The organism is Nitrospira sp. KM1 (assembly GCF_011405515.1).
Classification (GTDB): Bacteria; Nitrospirota; Nitrospiria; order Nitrospirales; family Nitrospiraceae; genus Nitrospira_C.
Window position 1 is genome coordinate 317310 of the sequence record NZ_AP022671.1, and the last position, 14171, is coordinate 331480.

Below are 14171 nucleotides of genomic sequence, written 5' to 3' on the forward strand. Positions count from 1 at the left end.
CAGAAAGACCGAGTCTTGTTCGATCACAAGACTCGGTCTTATGCCGCGTATTGTATCTTATTTCTTATCTTTGTCTACTTCCTCGAACTCGGCATCGACGACTTTTTCGTCGGTCTTCGCGCCATTCGAGCTGGTGCCATCCGATTGGTCGCCGCTCGGTGCAGCCGACGCCGATGCCTTCTTGTACATTTCTTCAGCCAGCTTGTGAGAGGCGGTCGTCAAGGTTTGGGTTGCCGCTTCAATCGCATCCGGATCGGTCCCCTCCATGGCCTTCTTCAAATTCGCCACGGCCTCTTCGATTTTGGTCTTTTCCTCCGGCGCGATCTTGTCACCGTGCTCCTTGATGTTTTTTTCCGTCTGATAGATCAGACTGTCGGCCTGGTTCTTGGCTTCCGCTGCCTTGCGACGCTTTTTGTCGTCTTCCGTGTGTGATTGGGCATCCTTGACGAGCTGTTCGACTTCTTCCTTGCTCAGACCGCTCGATGCGGTAATTTTGATCGATTGCTCTTTCTGCGTCGCCAGATCCTTGGCCGACACATGCACGATTCCGTTCGCATCGATATCAAAGGTGACTTCGACCTGAGGCATGCCTCGAGGAGCAGGGGGAATACCCACGAGATCGAACTGGCCCAGCAACTTGTTATCGTTGGCCATTTCACGTTCACCTTGGAACACCCGGATGGTCACAGCGGTCTGGTTATCCGCCGCCGTCGAAAATACCTGACTCTTCTTGGTCGGAACCGTTGTATTCCGCTCGATCAGCTTGGTGAACACTCCGCCCAAGGTTTCGATACCCAGCGAAAGCGGAGTGACGTCCAGGAGCAGCACGTCTTTGACGTCGCCTTTGAGCACTCCTCCCTGGATTCCCGCCCCAATGGCGACGACCTCATCCGGATTGACCCCTCGATGCGGTTCTTTTCCGAAAAAGTCCTTTACAACCTGAATCACTTTGGGCATGCGGGTCATACCGCCGACGAGAACCACTTCGTTGATGTCCCGGGACGATACCCCGGCATCGGCCAGTGCTTTTTTACACGGTTCAATCGTCCGTTGGATCAGATCGTCCACCAACTGTTCGAGCTTGGCACGGGTCAGCTTGATCACCATATGCTTCGGACCGCTGGAATCGGCCGTGATGAACGGAAGATTAATCTCGGTCTCCTGAGAAGAAGACAACTCGATTTTGGCCCGCTCCGCAGCTTCTTTTAACCGCTGAAGCGCCATGCGGTCCTTGCGCAGATCGATGCCCTGATCCTTTTTGAACTCGTCGACCAGCCAATCCATGACACGAAGGTCGAAGTCGTCGCCGCCGAGATAGGTGTCGCCATTTGTCGATTTGACTTCGAAGACTCCCTCGCCGATCTCGAGGACCGATACGTCGAAGGTCCCTCCGCCCAAATCGTACACCGCGATCCGCTCGTCTTTTTTCTTGTCCAAACCATAGGCCAGGGAGGCGGCGGTCGGTTCGTTAATGATCCGGAGAACGTTCAGTCCGGCGATCTGGCCGGCGTCCTTTGTCGCTTGCCGCTGGCTATCATCGAAATACGCCGGCACTGTGACGACGGCCTCGGAAATCTTTTCGCCGAGATAGTCTTCCGCCGTTTGGCGCATTTTCTGAAGAATCATCGCGGAGATTTCCGGGGGACTATATCGTTTCCCGCGCAACTCCACATGCGCGTCTCCATTGTCGGCTTCGACCACTTTGTAGGGAAGCCGCTTGAGCGCTTCCTGGACTTCTTTGCTGCGGAACTTCCTGCCCATGAGTCGCTTGACTGAAAAAATCGTGTTTTCAGGATTCGTGATGGCCTGACGTTTGGCAATTTGTCCGACCAACCGCTCGGATTTATCCGTGATGGCCACCACAGAAGGCGTGGTGCGGCTGCCTTCCGCGTTTGCAATGACGACGGGGTCGCCGCCGCTCATAATGGCAACACAGGAATTCGTCGTTCCCAAGTCGATGCCGATTACTTTACCCATGGTATGTGTGCTCCTTCCTCAATGCTTGTCGTTTTCAGTATCGTAGATATGCATCTTTACGATGCGGTGTTCGCTCCGCCCGTCGATACGCTGACCATCGCCGCCCGAAGGATACGATCATGCAGACGATACCCTCGCTGAAACTCTTCGACGACGTGGTGCTCGGGGACGTGACTGGACGGAACCGAGGTCACAGCCTGATGGCCTGAAGGATCGAATTCCTGTCCGACAGTAGGTATGGGCTGTACTCCGAATTTCTGCAGCACAGCGGACAGTTGCTTCAATGTCAGCTCAACCCCTTGTGTCAACGAATCCTTGCTTCCGGATTCATTTGCAGCCTTGATGGCACGCTCCAGATTGTCGACAACCGGCAACAACTCTTTAATAATCTGTTCGTTTCCGAATCGAACCTGATCACGCTGATCCCGTTGAGCTAATCGCTTGTAGTTATCAAACTCCGCTGCGAGCCTCAAATATTTATCATTGAGGATCTTGAGTTCGTCCGGGTTGCACGTTGGTAGGTTTCCGAGTTCACCCGATGCGTTGTTGGATTCCTGATTGTCTCCTAACTCATCGATTATATTGGCGTTATCTTTTTCCTCAGTCACGGCTGCTCCTTTTTATGAGCACGAGATAGGCATAGACCGCATAAAGTCAACAGGAACAAAGGAAATATATTATGGAAATGAATTGGCTAGACCCAGTGAGCGGTGCCGCCGTTTTCTTGTGAACGTCGATACAGCAATTCCAATCCCTCGAGAGTCAGCAGCGGTTCGATCTTTTGAATGGATGACGTTTCAGGAGCTATGGTGGAGCTCAACCCGCCCGTGGCGATCACATATGTGGAATGCCCCAATTCCTGTTCGATACGCCGTACCAAGGCATCAACCAACCCGGCATATCCGAAGATCAAGCCTGACTGAATGCTTCCGGATGTATCGGCACCAATGACGCTCTTAGGTCTGATCAACTCAACCTTGGACAACTTGGCCGCACGGGCAAACAGCGCTTCGGCCGATATTCCCAGTCCGGGAGCAATAACTCCGCCAAGGTACTCCCCGGTCTTCGTGACCGCACAAAATGTCGTCGCCGTTCCAAAATCGACTACGATGAGATCTCGACGATATTTATGGTATGCGGCGGCGGCATTGACGAGGCGGTCGCTGCCAATCTCCTTCGGATGAGGGTACCTAATGATCATGCCCGTATCGATATCCGAAGTGACCAGAAGGGGGCATCGATGGAAGAACTGTTCAATAAGAATTTCGAATGTTCCGGTCAATGCAGGAACGACACTGGATATGACGGCGGCATCTATGCGTATTGCCGGTACACCCGCTGCCGAGAGCAGACTCGTAAACAAGATGCCGTATTCGTCCGATGTTTTTTTCGCATCCGTCGCCAAGCGCCAATGTGCGTGCAGGCGTCTATCCTCATAGATTCCCCAGACGACGTTGGTATTGCCGATATCAACTACAAGGAGCATGATGCCATTGTACGGTCCGTCGGCCGATTTAGCTAGCAGCCTGTTGACAAAGTCGACCGTCCCACCCGCCCAGCCCGGACGCGCCGAGACGCGTCTTTCACCAAGCTTTGTTCTCGCGGGACACTGCCGCCTCACCATCTCGGCGGCGTTCACAGGCGTGCCGTGCCTTATTCGGCACGGCGTGAACCTCAGAGGCTCAACGTACGGCCTGGGAGGACGACTGTTCCTACAGTCAGGGAGCGGGCGGGTGGGTGAAAAAAGACGGCCTTTCTGAACAGCCTGCAGGGCAGGCTAATACCGCACGTAACTTCAAACATGACTCTATTTCCAAGGTCATCACGTAGTTTGTCCACACTGCTAGGTGCGTAAGTGAATGATATCTGCAGCTCGAAGATGACGAATCGGCTCCCGCCTAACGTCGGATTCTGGACGGTGAGGTTCGACGATAAGTGAACCGTCCGGGCCAATGGATCGAGCCAGGGCGATAAAATCCTGCCCTCCCGTCAGGCTGGCCTTGATCCTTTTTCCCAACGTCGAGCATCGGCGGTTGTAGGCTTGTGCTATGCGCTCCGATCCGCGAGTGGCGTATTCTTCAAGACATTGTTCAAGTTCATTGAGCAACTGTGCGATAACTCGGTTACGATCAATCTCAGCCGTCGACTCATGACGGATGGTCGTCGCACCATCCCGCAACTCTGCCGGAAAATCTTGATTTTTACCATTCACATTCAACCCGACACCAATCACCTGAAATGATTTTGATCCAGGCAGCGGTCCGCTTTCGCACAAAATACCGCCGACTTTCCGCTCGCCGATGAGAAGATCGTTGGGCCATTTAACTGAAACGGCGACAGTCGATACCATTTCGATCGCTTCGGAAGCCGCGAGCGCCGTCAGCAACGGCAGCCAGGAAAGGCAATCGGACAGACGATCAAGAGGAGCGGAATTTATCAACACGATAGAACAGTAAATGTTTACACCTGGAGGTGAGAACCACTGCCTCGATAGCCGGCCACGTCCTGCAGTCTGTGTATCGGCCAGTACAACCGTGCCGTGCTCGACACCTGCCTGTACGAGCCTGACCGCTTCGCGGCTCGTCGAGTCGACTTCATCGTGTAATTCCATGCGTTGGCCGAGACAACGGGTGCTGAGGGTGCTCCGGATCGCATCGGCGGAAAGTGAAGGTGGCATGCTTATCGTCTTCGTCTCGACCGTACTCTCGTCAGTTCGAGACTCACATCGGCGGCGGAGGCTGAATGAGTGAGCGCGCCGATTGAAATACGATCCGCTCCGGCCGCAGCCATCGCGCGGACATTCGTCAAAGAAATGCCGCCGGATACCTCAACCAACGCCCGCCCCCGGATCAATGCCACGGCTCGTTTCACCATGTTGACAGACATGTTATCAAGCAAAATGACATCTGCTTGTGCCGCCAATGCTTGCTTGACCTCCGGCAACGTCTCAACCTCTACAATGATCGGCATGTCCGTGGGACTTCGAAGATGAGCAAGACGACAAGCGGCTTTCACAGTCCGTCTTGTCCGATTCAACAGGGCAAGATGATTGTCTTTGATCAGAATGCCGTCTTCCAGAGACAGCCGGTGGTTGAGTCCCCCACCCAGCGAGACAGCCCATTTTTGCAAAGCTCTCCATCCGGGCAGTGTTTTTCTCGTATCAAGAATCACTGCGGGGAACTCTTGCACCGCCTGGCAGAACCTGCGCGTCAGTGTGGCGATGCCCGACAGATGCTGGAGGAAGTTCAGAGCTACTCGCTCGGCCATCAGCATAGAACGGCCGTCGCCTTGAAGTTGCATCAAGACGTCCCCTGCGTTCGCACGGCCCCCATCGCCGATCAACACGCTCAAGAACAACGATGTATCGACGGCCAGGAACGACTGCACTGCCGCAGCCATTCCCGCGACAACGAGCGGCTCCTTGGCGATAATCGTCCCTCTCGCAGCGACGGCTGACGTGAACAATGCCGCAGTCGTGACATCTCCGTTGCCCAGATCTTCCTGAAGCCCTTCGCGTACGAGCCGGCGAATGTCTGCGGCCGGAAGCGTCACCATGACTTATGGTCTCAGCATCGAACGCAGCTGACCTTCGCTACTGGCCAGGAGATCCTGATCATTCTGGAGACTCTTTAGGCGGGATTGATGGTCGGCAATGACATCCGGAGGAGCTTTTGATACAAACTCGTGATTCCTTAATTTTCCCTGAAGCCTGGCCATCTCCTTGTCCTGTTCCTCGATCTGTTTTACGATCCGATCAAGCGCTTTCTTCAGGTCTACATCACCCGAGACAGCGATTCCGATCGAAAGTCCTTCGGTCACGAGGCGAAGGAGTTTGCTCTTGGGCCATTCATCCGGTGAACGAATCTCCGCAGTGCCTCGGCTCAGGTGAGCGAGATGCGGTCGAATAGAATGAAGCAGCCGCTGCACGGTAGCATCATCATGCGCAACATAAAATGATACTTGTTGTCCGGGAGGGTAGTTCAGCAGAACACGTCCGGTTCTCAGCAGACTGACCGCGTGCTCCAGCCATGCGTACAGACGTTCGGCTTCCGGGTTGCGTCGTTCTCCATTCGTTTGGGGAAACTGCTGTATGACCAGGCTGTCTCCCTGGTGAGGAATGGTCTGCCAAATCTCCTCGCTGATAAACGGCATGAACGGATGCAGGAGACGCATTGTGGTTTCCAGCGTTTCTACGAGCGTATGCCGTATTCCAGGGGCGTCGGGATGTTGAGGGTCTTGAAGGGCCGGTTTGATCATCTCCAAATACCAGTCACAGAACTCATGCCAGATGAAGCGGTACAGTGCCGCTGCAGCTCGGTCGAACCGGTATGCTTCGAGTTCTGATATGACCGACGCAATCGCGTGGTCGAGACGGCTGCAAATCCAGCGGTCGGGGAACGAACGGGCTCCTGCCGGAGTCGCTGATGTCTGCCCGTCAAGATACATCAGGGCGAACCGTGCGGCGTTCCAGACCTTGTTGGCAAAGTTCCGATATCCTTCAATGCGTTCCTCCGCGAGTTTGACGTCCCTGCCCGGCGAAGCCATAGACGCCAGCGTAAAGCGTAAGGCATCGGTTCCGAACTGGTCCATGACGTGCAGGGGGTCAACCACATTCCCTTTTGACTTACTCATTTTCTGCCCTTCGGCATCGCGGACCAGGGCGTGGATGTACACGTCGCGGAACGGGACCTCTTCCATGAACTTGAGCCCGAACATGATCATGCGCGCAACCCAAAAAAACAGAATGTCCAGACCGGTGACCAGGGTAGAGGTCGGATAGTACTTCTGGAGCTCCGGAGTGTGTTCGGGCCATCCGAGCGTCGAGAAGGGCCACAGACCTGATGAAAACCAGGTGTCGAGCACATCGGGGTCACGAAGCAACGACTGTGTGCCGCAGGCTGGACATGCCGACGGGGCAGTACGAGACACGATCGCACGAGCGCCCTGCAGCAGCGTGATCCGCGTCACGGTCGTACCATCTACGTTCGTCACGACCTGGCGTTGAATGAGGTCGGCATTGCACGATTCACAATACCAAGCCGGAATTTGGTGTCCCCACCAGATCTGTCGGGAAATGCACCAGTCTCTGATATCACGCATCCAACCGAGATAATTATTGACCCAACCTTCTGGAATGATCCGAATCCGGCCATCTTCGACGGCCTTGATGGCTGGCTCTGCCAACGGTTGGATGTTCACGAACCATTGCGGCGACAGATAGGGTTCGACGATCGTTTTGCACCGATAACATTTTCCCACCGACATCTTATGATCATCGACTCCGACCAGTGATTCCCTCTCGCGTAGCGCCTGTTCGACCTTAGGCCTGGCCTTTGCGACTGGCAGTTTACCAAGTGTCTGGATGACACCTTGGTCCACGCCTGCAGCATGCAGCAACCCCGGATCCATCAGCGCTTGATGATCGAGAATCGCGAGGCGTGGGAGATGATGACGCTCACCGGCCTCGAAGTCATTGAAGTCATGCGCTGGAGTAATTTTGACGGCGCCTGTTCCAAATTCACGATCAACCAGAATGGGATCTCCGACAATAGGCACGGTTCTGTTGGTAAGGGGAATGTGCACCCGCCGGCCGATCAGGCCACGATAGCGAGGGTCGTCGGGATGAACTGCGACCGCCGTGTCCCCCAATAAGGTTTCCGGTCTAGTCGTTGCCACCGTCAAGGCGGTTGACGCTTCGCCTTCCAGAGGATATTGGATCAGATAAAGTTTTCCCTTTGTTTCTTCGTGTTCGACCTCGATGTCCGACAGCGCGGTAAGACAGCGCGGGCACCAATTGATGAGCCGTTCCCCACGATAGATCAATCCATCCTCATACAGTCGAACGAATCCCTCGACGACGGCTTTTGAGAGCCCCTCGTCCATGGTGAAGCGAAGTCGATTCCAATCGCACGACTCCCCCAGCTTCTTCTGCTGCTCGATGATGGTGTTCCCTGACTCGGCCTTCCAGCGCCACACTCTCTCGATGAACCGTTCTCGTCCAAGCGATTCGCGTGATAATCCTTCAGCCGCCATCTGTTTTTCGACGACATTCTGTGTCGCAATACCGGCATGGTCGGTTCCTGGCAGCCAGAGCGTATTCCACCCCTGCATCCGGCGCCACCGAATGAGGATGTCTTGCAGCGAGTGGTTCAGCGCATGGCCGATATGAAGAGAACCGGTGACGTTGGGAGGAGGAATGACAATGGAGAATGGCTGACCGGGAGCATGAACATCCGCGTGGAAGTATCCGCGGTCATTCCAGATGCGGTACCAGCGAGCTTCGACTGTCTTGGGGTCGTACGTTTTATCGAGTTGCGGGATGGTCATTGGTTCGCCGCGTCATCACGGGCGCATCTTACCACGCAGCAGAGATGCCCTCAAGACAAGCCGGCCCGGCTTGAGAGGAACCGGTCCGTGTGTTATACACACATGCGTTGACGCGAGCACAGTTCTTCATTCACCTTTACAAGTCGGAGACTTGATATGGCGACAGGCCGTGAGAAGGATCGCAAGACGAGAAAAAAGCACCGCAAGAATGTGAAGCGGATGAAAGCCTTGGCGAAGGCCAGGAAGGGAAAGAAAGGAAAAAGAAGCTGATCGAGAAGGTATTGCGCGTCAGGCTGCTTCGGATAGGCGCTTGATCTCGGTTCTGATTTGTTCCTCGGCGATGTCCGGTACGACCTGCTGCACGGTTTGCCGGACTTGATCGTCGGCTGTCACCCGCACCAGTTCTTCTGCAAGTTTTTCAATCTCTCTGGACGCCGCTTTTCTGACTTCTTCCTGGATCTGTCCGTCAAACGTTTTGATATGTTCTTGAACGAGGGCAGGGACAGATGATCCCATCGAACCGACCTGATCCCGGACAAGATGCTCGAGGTGTTCGGCGACGCGAGGCGTGGCGATCTCCCGAACCGTCTGGCGGATGATCGGTTCCAGATCCGGAATTGCCGAGGCGATTATTTTCGGGAGCTCTTTCGCGACCAACGACTCCATGGCTTCAATGACGCTGTCATGAGTCAACTTGGCGGCCACCTGTTGTTCGACTTCGGACTTGACCGCCTTGGCGACTTCCATAGCGAGATTTTTGGCGATCATGCCCGGGAGCATTTCAGAAATTGTTTTTTCTGCCCTCTCGGACATTGATTGCAACAACTGTCCAAGCAGTCCTTTCATGGCTTCTTCCGGTTCCGATGCGGGAGATTTACCACTGGATGCTGGCATCATAGGCTGATCCCTCTGTAGCGGTGCGGAAGCGATGGGTTGTGCTTCAATTTCTCCTGTCTGATACTCATCTTCCGCGCCAGGTCCTTCATCGTCGTCGGAGTCAGTGGCGCTTGAGACCGGAGGCCAGACCCGCCGCTTCTTCTTGTTCGTTTGCCCAGGGTCGGGCTTTTTTGAATCGAGTTCCTTGATCAGTTCAAGCAGCTGCTCGGACTGAAACGGTTTTTTCAGCAATGCCTTTACGCCCAAGGATTTGAGATGAGCCTCTTCAAGCCGGTCCCCCGCGCTTACAAGGGAAATGATATAAGTCTCCGATAACGAATCGACCTTATGGACTTCCTTGCAAAAACCAGAAAAGGTCATATTATCGAGATGGTAGTCGGCAATAATGAGATGGGGGGTCGTCTTGCGCGTCGCCTCCAAGGCTGCCGGTCCATCTTGGAAACCGATTACCTCGAATCCTTCAGGCGTAGAAATCTGCTCAACCATCCGTCGGACAGCCGGACTGCTGTCGATAATAAAAATCGTCAAAGGCACTCCAAACCTCCAATTTTATTGGACTCCGTCGAAGCTAGCAGTGGAGGTATTCTTTGTCAAGAAATGGGAAGATAGATGCGCTGTGACACCGTAATATCTTCATCGACATCATCGGTACGACTTTCGCGCAGGAGCCTATCAGCATGAATGAATCGATCCGGGTGGTTTTTTTCGATGCCGCCGATACGTTGTTCCATGTAAACGGATCGGTGGCGGAAATATATTTGGCACATGCGGTCCAATTCGGGTTTCAGCAGTCACCGGGTTCTCTGGATGCCATTACACAGGCCTTCGGCAGGGCCTTTCGTGATGCCCCGCCGGCTCTATTTGCAGAAACAGACCCGGTAAAACTCAAAGACAGCGAGAGGTTGTGGTGGTTCGATATCGTCCACAATGTATTTTATCGGGTCGGGATGTTCGAGCGATTCGACGACTTCTTTGGCGAAGTCTTCAAGGCGTTCGAAAGTCCGGAATCGTGGAGGTTGTTTCCTGACACCGTGCCGTCACTACAGGATCTTCGCAACCGGAAAATCGAACTTGGCATCATTTCGAATTTCGACTCGCGCCTGTTCTCGGTCATGCGGGGTCTCGGGATAGCAGATCTATTCGATACGATTACGATCTCGAGCCTGGCGAAAGCGGCAAAACCGGCTCAGAAGATTTTTCACTTGGCGTTGGAAAAACACGCCGTGGATCCGGAAGAAGCGATTCATATCGGGGACAGTATACGGGACGATGTTCAAGGGGCGACCCAGGCGGGTCTCCATGCGATTCTTTTGGATCGTCAGGGCCGAAAGACGGATCCGCAGGTCAGATCCATCCGGAGTTTGAAGGAGATTCCGGAGATTCTTGAACGTTAGAGTAACAGCGGAACCACATCCCGAGCCCTTCCTTGAACCGCCACATCAACGATGTGTGAATTCCCGGTCGGTTCAATGTTAATTTCAGCCACGAACGCGCCTTGCTCTTTAGCCAGAGAGGCGAAACCAGCAGCCGGATAGACGACTCCGGAGGTGCCTACCACGAGTAGGACGTCGCACGATTGCACCGCTTTCAGACTCTGTTGAATGTCTGCGGCAGCCAGAGCCTCGCCGAACCACACGATATGCGGCCGCAACAGCCCGCGGCAATGACGACAGATCGGAAGCAGGGCAATCGGTACATCGTGATTGGGTTCGACGGAGCCACATGCCGTACACCGTACCATCCAAATATTGCCGTGAATCTCCGTCAGCCATTGAGATCCCGCATTACGATGCAGGCCGTCCACATTCTGAGTAATGAGGTGGAAAGATGGTCCACGCCGTTCGAGATCGGCCAGGGCCACATGAGCTGCATTCGGTCGTTTTGTGCTGATCAGTCCTCGCCGCCAATCATACCATTCCCATACGAGGCGGGGATCCCGAGCAAATGCTTCGGGCGTTGCGAGGTCTTCGGCCCGAAAGCTCCTCCACAACCCGTCTGTACCGCGAAACGTCGGGACACCGCTATCGGCGGAGATGCCAGCTCCCGTCAATACGACAAGAGACCGGGCTCCGCTGATGCGTTCTTTCAACTGTGCCAGCGGATCCATGAGCGGGGTCAGTAGTGTGTCATGGGGCGGTTCTTGGTCCTGACTCGCATGCTATAGTACCGCTGATTGTGAGGCAATTGGAAAGGAACGGTATGAAACAGATTCTCATGGTCGGGGCCGGATCCGTCGGAGGGTTTTTCGGCGCCCATCTGGCCAAACACCTTCCGCATGTTTCGTTTCTTCTTCGCCCCCGGACGCTGGATGCGGTCAGGCGCAACGGCCTGACGATTCGTAGCGCCGGCAACACGTTTACGGTTCATCCGGACGCGTCTTCAGATGCCCGTTCCTTGCCGCGCCCAGATCTGATCGTGCTCGGGGTGAAGGCCTATGATCTCGACGAAGTATTGGACCAGATTGAACCGGTCATGTCCGACCGCACAGTCATTCTCACACTGCAAAATGGCATCGATACGGAAGACCGTATTCTCGAACGCTTCAAGCGGGACTGTGTGATAGGGGGAGTCGCATTCATCTATTCGAAAATTGCCGAGCCAGGCATCATCGACCATTATAAGAAGGGGGCTGTCGCCATCGGGGAGCTCTTAGGTCATGAGAGTCAACGGCTGTTGAAGATCCGAGAGCTGTTTGCGGCTGCCGGCATTCCCTGTCAGATCTCCCCGGATATCCGGCGCGCCAAATGGGAAAAAATGTGCTGGAACTGCGTCTTCAATCCTCTGACCGTCCTGATCGATGACAAGGTCGCAAAGGCGTTGGACCATCCGGAGATGTCCAACGTGATTCGGCAGATCGTTGGCGAAGTCGCCTCAGTCGCTGCCGCTCGTAAAGTTCCACTGCCCGCCGATATGCCCGAACGAGTGATTAAATGGACGAGGGAAATCCGGGACATTCACACATCCATGTATGACGATTGGAAGGCCGGTCGACAGACGGAAATTCGGATGCTGAACGGATATATTGTTGAGCAGGGACGGGCATTCGGCATCCCGACCCCCGTCAACGAAGCCCTGACGGCGATGATCAAAACCATCACCGAAAAAGAACGGGCCGGAGCCGGCATGATCCGCATTGATGGGCTGGTGGTGACACCTGTTTCCTTCGACAGAACGGCGATCGACCAGCTTCACAGGGAGCACCATGTTGAAGATGTCGGTGCGTTGATGCCCGGAATGCAGGGCCGCGCCATCAAGGTCCAGGCGCTGTTGGACATTCCAGCCTTGCAAGTCCAAGCGGATCATGTGACTTTTCACTCGCTCGACGGAAAGTATGCCGCCACCCTGACGATCCAACAGGCAAAAACATTCGGCCTCCTACTGTATGAGCGCGACGGCATGCCGCTCACAGAACACTCCGGTGGTCCGTTCCGTCTCATTACCCCGGGACTGGGCGATCTTTGCGCCAATGTCAAACACGTGGGGCGCATAGAAATCGTGCGCGGGACGGGAAAAGATACCCGACCAGCCGACAGACCTCCCGAATGCACGCCGGCAGAGCGGTCATCCTCATATTAGCGAATGACCTGAATATTCCTCCATCGTTCTGATCGATAGCGCCACACCATCAACCCCATCCTGAGGGTCCAATCCGCGATCATGGCGAGCCAGACGTATGCGATGCCCAAGTGCAGCCATACGCCAACCGCGACCGCAATAGGAAGCCTCACTGCCCACATGCCGATGGTCGTGGCCACCATAATGAAGTGGGTATCACCTGCGCCGCGCAACGAACCTGCCAACACCATCGTCAATGCAAGGGGCACCTGGATGAGCGCCACAATCTTCAGGAATGTTGTCCCCAGCTCGATGACATCCTCATCGTGCGTGAACGCCCTGAGCAGGCCGTATGGAAAAAAGAAAAAGATGAGCCCCATCGCTGCCATCACCAGGGCAGCCATGCGGTTCGCCTCAAGATTTTCAATCTTCGCTCTCGTAAATTTTCCGGCGCCGATGCTTTGGCCGACCATGGTCGCGGCAGCAATGGCAAATCCATATCCAGGCAGGAACGACAACGATTCAATCGAGAGCCCAACTTGATGGGCTGCATAGGAGACGGTGCCATAGAGGAGCACGATTTTCGTATAGAGGAGGATCCCGGCCTGCTGTACGATTCGCTCACCGGAGACCGGAGCTCCTACCTGCCACAACGTCCTGATCCATTCGACGTGGAGATTCTGACTCTTCCGAAAGATGGGCATGGCTCGAACCAAGAGAAAGAGCATGCCGGCCGCTTCGGCTATACCCACCGCGGCGGCGGCACCGCTCACGCCGAATGCGGGCACACCCCACTTGCCGTAAATCAAGGGGTACGCAATTCCGACATGGAGCACATTGACCACGATCATGGCGTACATCGGTGTCCGTGTGTCTCCCGTCCCCTGTAAGATGGAGGCCAGCACCTGGAGCAAGACGGTAAAGGGAATAACCAGAAAGATCAGGGTGGAATAGGGAAGTGCGACGTCGATCACACGGGCATCGGCTCCCAGCATTGTCATGGCCGCTTCGTTGCATGAGATACCCACGACGCTCAATACCAGTGACACTCCGGCAGAGAGGCCGAGAAAAAGACGAGCCGCTTGCCCCGCATCCTCCCGTCGTCGCGCTCCCCACAATTGAGCCACGATGACGTTCGTTCCGACCGAGAGGCCTGAGACCAGCGTCGTGGCAATGAACGCCAGCAGCTGGCCCAGTCCGACGGCGGCAATGGGCACGGCGCCGAGGCCGCCAACAAGGAACACGGCCACGATGCCTTCCGTTCGTTGGAGCAAACTGCTGACGGTCACCGGCAGGGCCAGTGTCATGACGGATTTTCTGATTTGCAACAGGCCGTTGGCCATCCGCGCATCCTAGCAGAACACTGTGTCAAGGCATGTAGACAAAATCTGTACGCTTCGATAGGGTCTGTTTCC

11 protein-coding genes are annotated in these 14171 nt (G+C 55.0%); 2 read left to right on the forward strand and 9 right to left on the reverse strand.

Annotated elements, in window-relative coordinates; genetic code table 11:
• Window positions 1-57: 57 nt before the first annotated feature.
• From dnaK to W02_RS01515, 7 genes are all read right to left on the reverse strand, one after another.
• Entirely contained in the window at window positions 58-1977 is a 1920-nt protein-coding gene (gene dnaK, locus W02_RS01485) for a molecular chaperone DnaK (RefSeq protein WP_173044107.1), read from the reverse strand.
• Window positions 1978-2033: 56 nt separating this feature from the next.
• The gene (gene grpE, locus W02_RS01490; protein ID WP_173044109.1) at window positions 2034-2585 is read right to left on the reverse strand and encodes a nucleotide exchange factor GrpE; all 552 of its coding nucleotides are present in this window, start codon (window positions 2583-2585) and stop codon (window positions 2034-2036) included.
• Between the two features lie 86 nt (window positions 2586-2671).
• A complete protein-coding gene (locus W02_RS01495; protein ID WP_173044111.1) occupies window positions 2672-3463 on the reverse strand; it encodes a type III pantothenate kinase in 792 nt (263 codons plus the stop codon).
• A gap of 357 nt (window positions 3464-3820) precedes the next feature.
• Entirely contained in the window at window positions 3821-4654 is an 834-nt protein-coding gene (locus W02_RS01500; protein ID WP_173044113.1) for a biotin--[acetyl-CoA-carboxylase] ligase, read from the reverse strand.
• Window positions 4655-4656: 2 nt separating this feature from the next.
• Window positions 4657-5532, reverse strand: coding sequence for a carboxylating nicotinate-nucleotide diphosphorylase (nadC, locus tag W02_RS01505; protein WP_173044115.1), 876 nt, complete (start codon window positions 5530-5532; stop codon window positions 4657-4659).
• Window positions 5533-5535: 3 nt separating this feature from the next.
• On the reverse strand, window positions 5536-8304 hold the full coding sequence (locus W02_RS01510; protein WP_173044117.1) for a valine--tRNA ligase: 2769 nt from the start codon (window positions 8302-8304) through the stop codon (window positions 5536-5538).
• Window positions 8305-8592: 288 nt separating this feature from the next.
• A complete protein-coding gene (locus W02_RS01515; RefSeq protein ID WP_173044119.1) occupies window positions 8593-9735 on the reverse strand; it encodes a response regulator in 1143 nt (380 codons plus the stop codon).
• Window positions 9736-9878: 143 nt separating this feature from the next.
• Here W02_RS01515 and W02_RS01520 point away from each other — a divergent pair, with 143 nt between their 5' ends.
• On the forward strand, window positions 9879-10595 hold the full coding sequence (locus W02_RS01520) for an HAD-IA family hydrolase (protein WP_173044121.1): 717 nt from the start codon (window positions 9879-9881) through the stop codon (window positions 10593-10595).
• On the opposite strand, the gene W02_RS01525 is transcribed toward W02_RS01520, so the two are convergent.
• Window positions 10592-11308 carry an NAD-dependent deacylase gene (locus W02_RS01525; RefSeq protein WP_173044123.1) on the reverse strand — a complete coding sequence of 239 codons (717 nt, stop codon included), beginning with the start codon at window positions 11306-11308 and terminating at the stop codon, window positions 10592-10594. The two genes, W02_RS01520 and W02_RS01525, sit on opposite strands and share 4 nt — an antisense overlap.
• A gap of 92 nt (window positions 11309-11400) precedes the next feature.
• Between W02_RS01525 and W02_RS01530 the strand changes: the two genes are divergently transcribed.
• Window positions 11401-12777, forward strand: coding sequence for a 2-dehydropantoate 2-reductase (locus tag W02_RS01530; protein ID WP_173044125.1), 1377 nt, complete (start codon window positions 11401-11403; stop codon window positions 12775-12777).
• Here W02_RS01530 and W02_RS01535 read toward each other — a convergent pair.
• Entirely contained in the window at window positions 12774-14099 is a 1326-nt protein-coding gene (locus W02_RS01535) for an MATE family efflux transporter (RefSeq protein ID WP_173044127.1), read from the reverse strand. The two genes, W02_RS01530 and W02_RS01535, sit on opposite strands and share 4 nt — an antisense overlap.
• Window positions 14100-14171: the final 72 nt, after the last annotated feature.

What these genes read in the sequence shown, in the direction of transcription:
- W02_RS01510 (WP_173044117.1), bottom strand. Translation starts at nt 8,304, where the DNA reads ATGACCATCCCGCAACTCGATAAAACGTACGACCCCAAGACAGTCGAA.
- W02_RS01495 (WP_173044111.1), bottom strand. Translation starts at nt 3,463, where the DNA reads ATGCTCCTTGTAGTTGATATCGGCAATACCAACGTCGTCTGGGGAATC.
- W02_RS01535 (WP_173044127.1), bottom strand. Translation starts at nt 14,099, where the DNA reads ATGGCCAACGGCCTGTTGCAAATCAGAAAATCCGTCATGACACTGGCC.
- W02_RS01500 (WP_173044113.1), bottom strand. Translation starts at nt 4,654, where the DNA reads ATGCCACCTTCACTTTCCGCCGATGCGATCCGGAGCACCCTCAGCACC.
- W02_RS01525 (WP_173044123.1), bottom strand. Translation starts at nt 11,308, where the DNA reads ATGGATCCGCTGGCACAGTTGAAAGAACGCATCAGCGGAGCCCGGTCT.
- nadC (WP_173044115.1), bottom strand. Translation starts at nt 5,532, where the DNA reads ATGGTGACGCTTCCGGCCGCAGACATTCGCCGGCTCGTACGCGAAGGG.
- W02_RS01520 (WP_173044121.1), top strand. Translation starts at nt 9,879, where the DNA reads ATGAATGAATCGATCCGGGTGGTTTTTTTCGATGCCGCCGATACGTTG.
- W02_RS01530 (WP_173044125.1), top strand. Translation starts at nt 11,401, where the DNA reads ATGAAACAGATTCTCATGGTCGGGGCCGGATCCGTCGGAGGGTTTTTC.
- dnaK (WP_173044107.1), bottom strand. Translation starts at nt 1,977, where the DNA reads ATGGGTAAAGTAATCGGCATCGACTTGGGAACGACGAATTCCTGTGTT.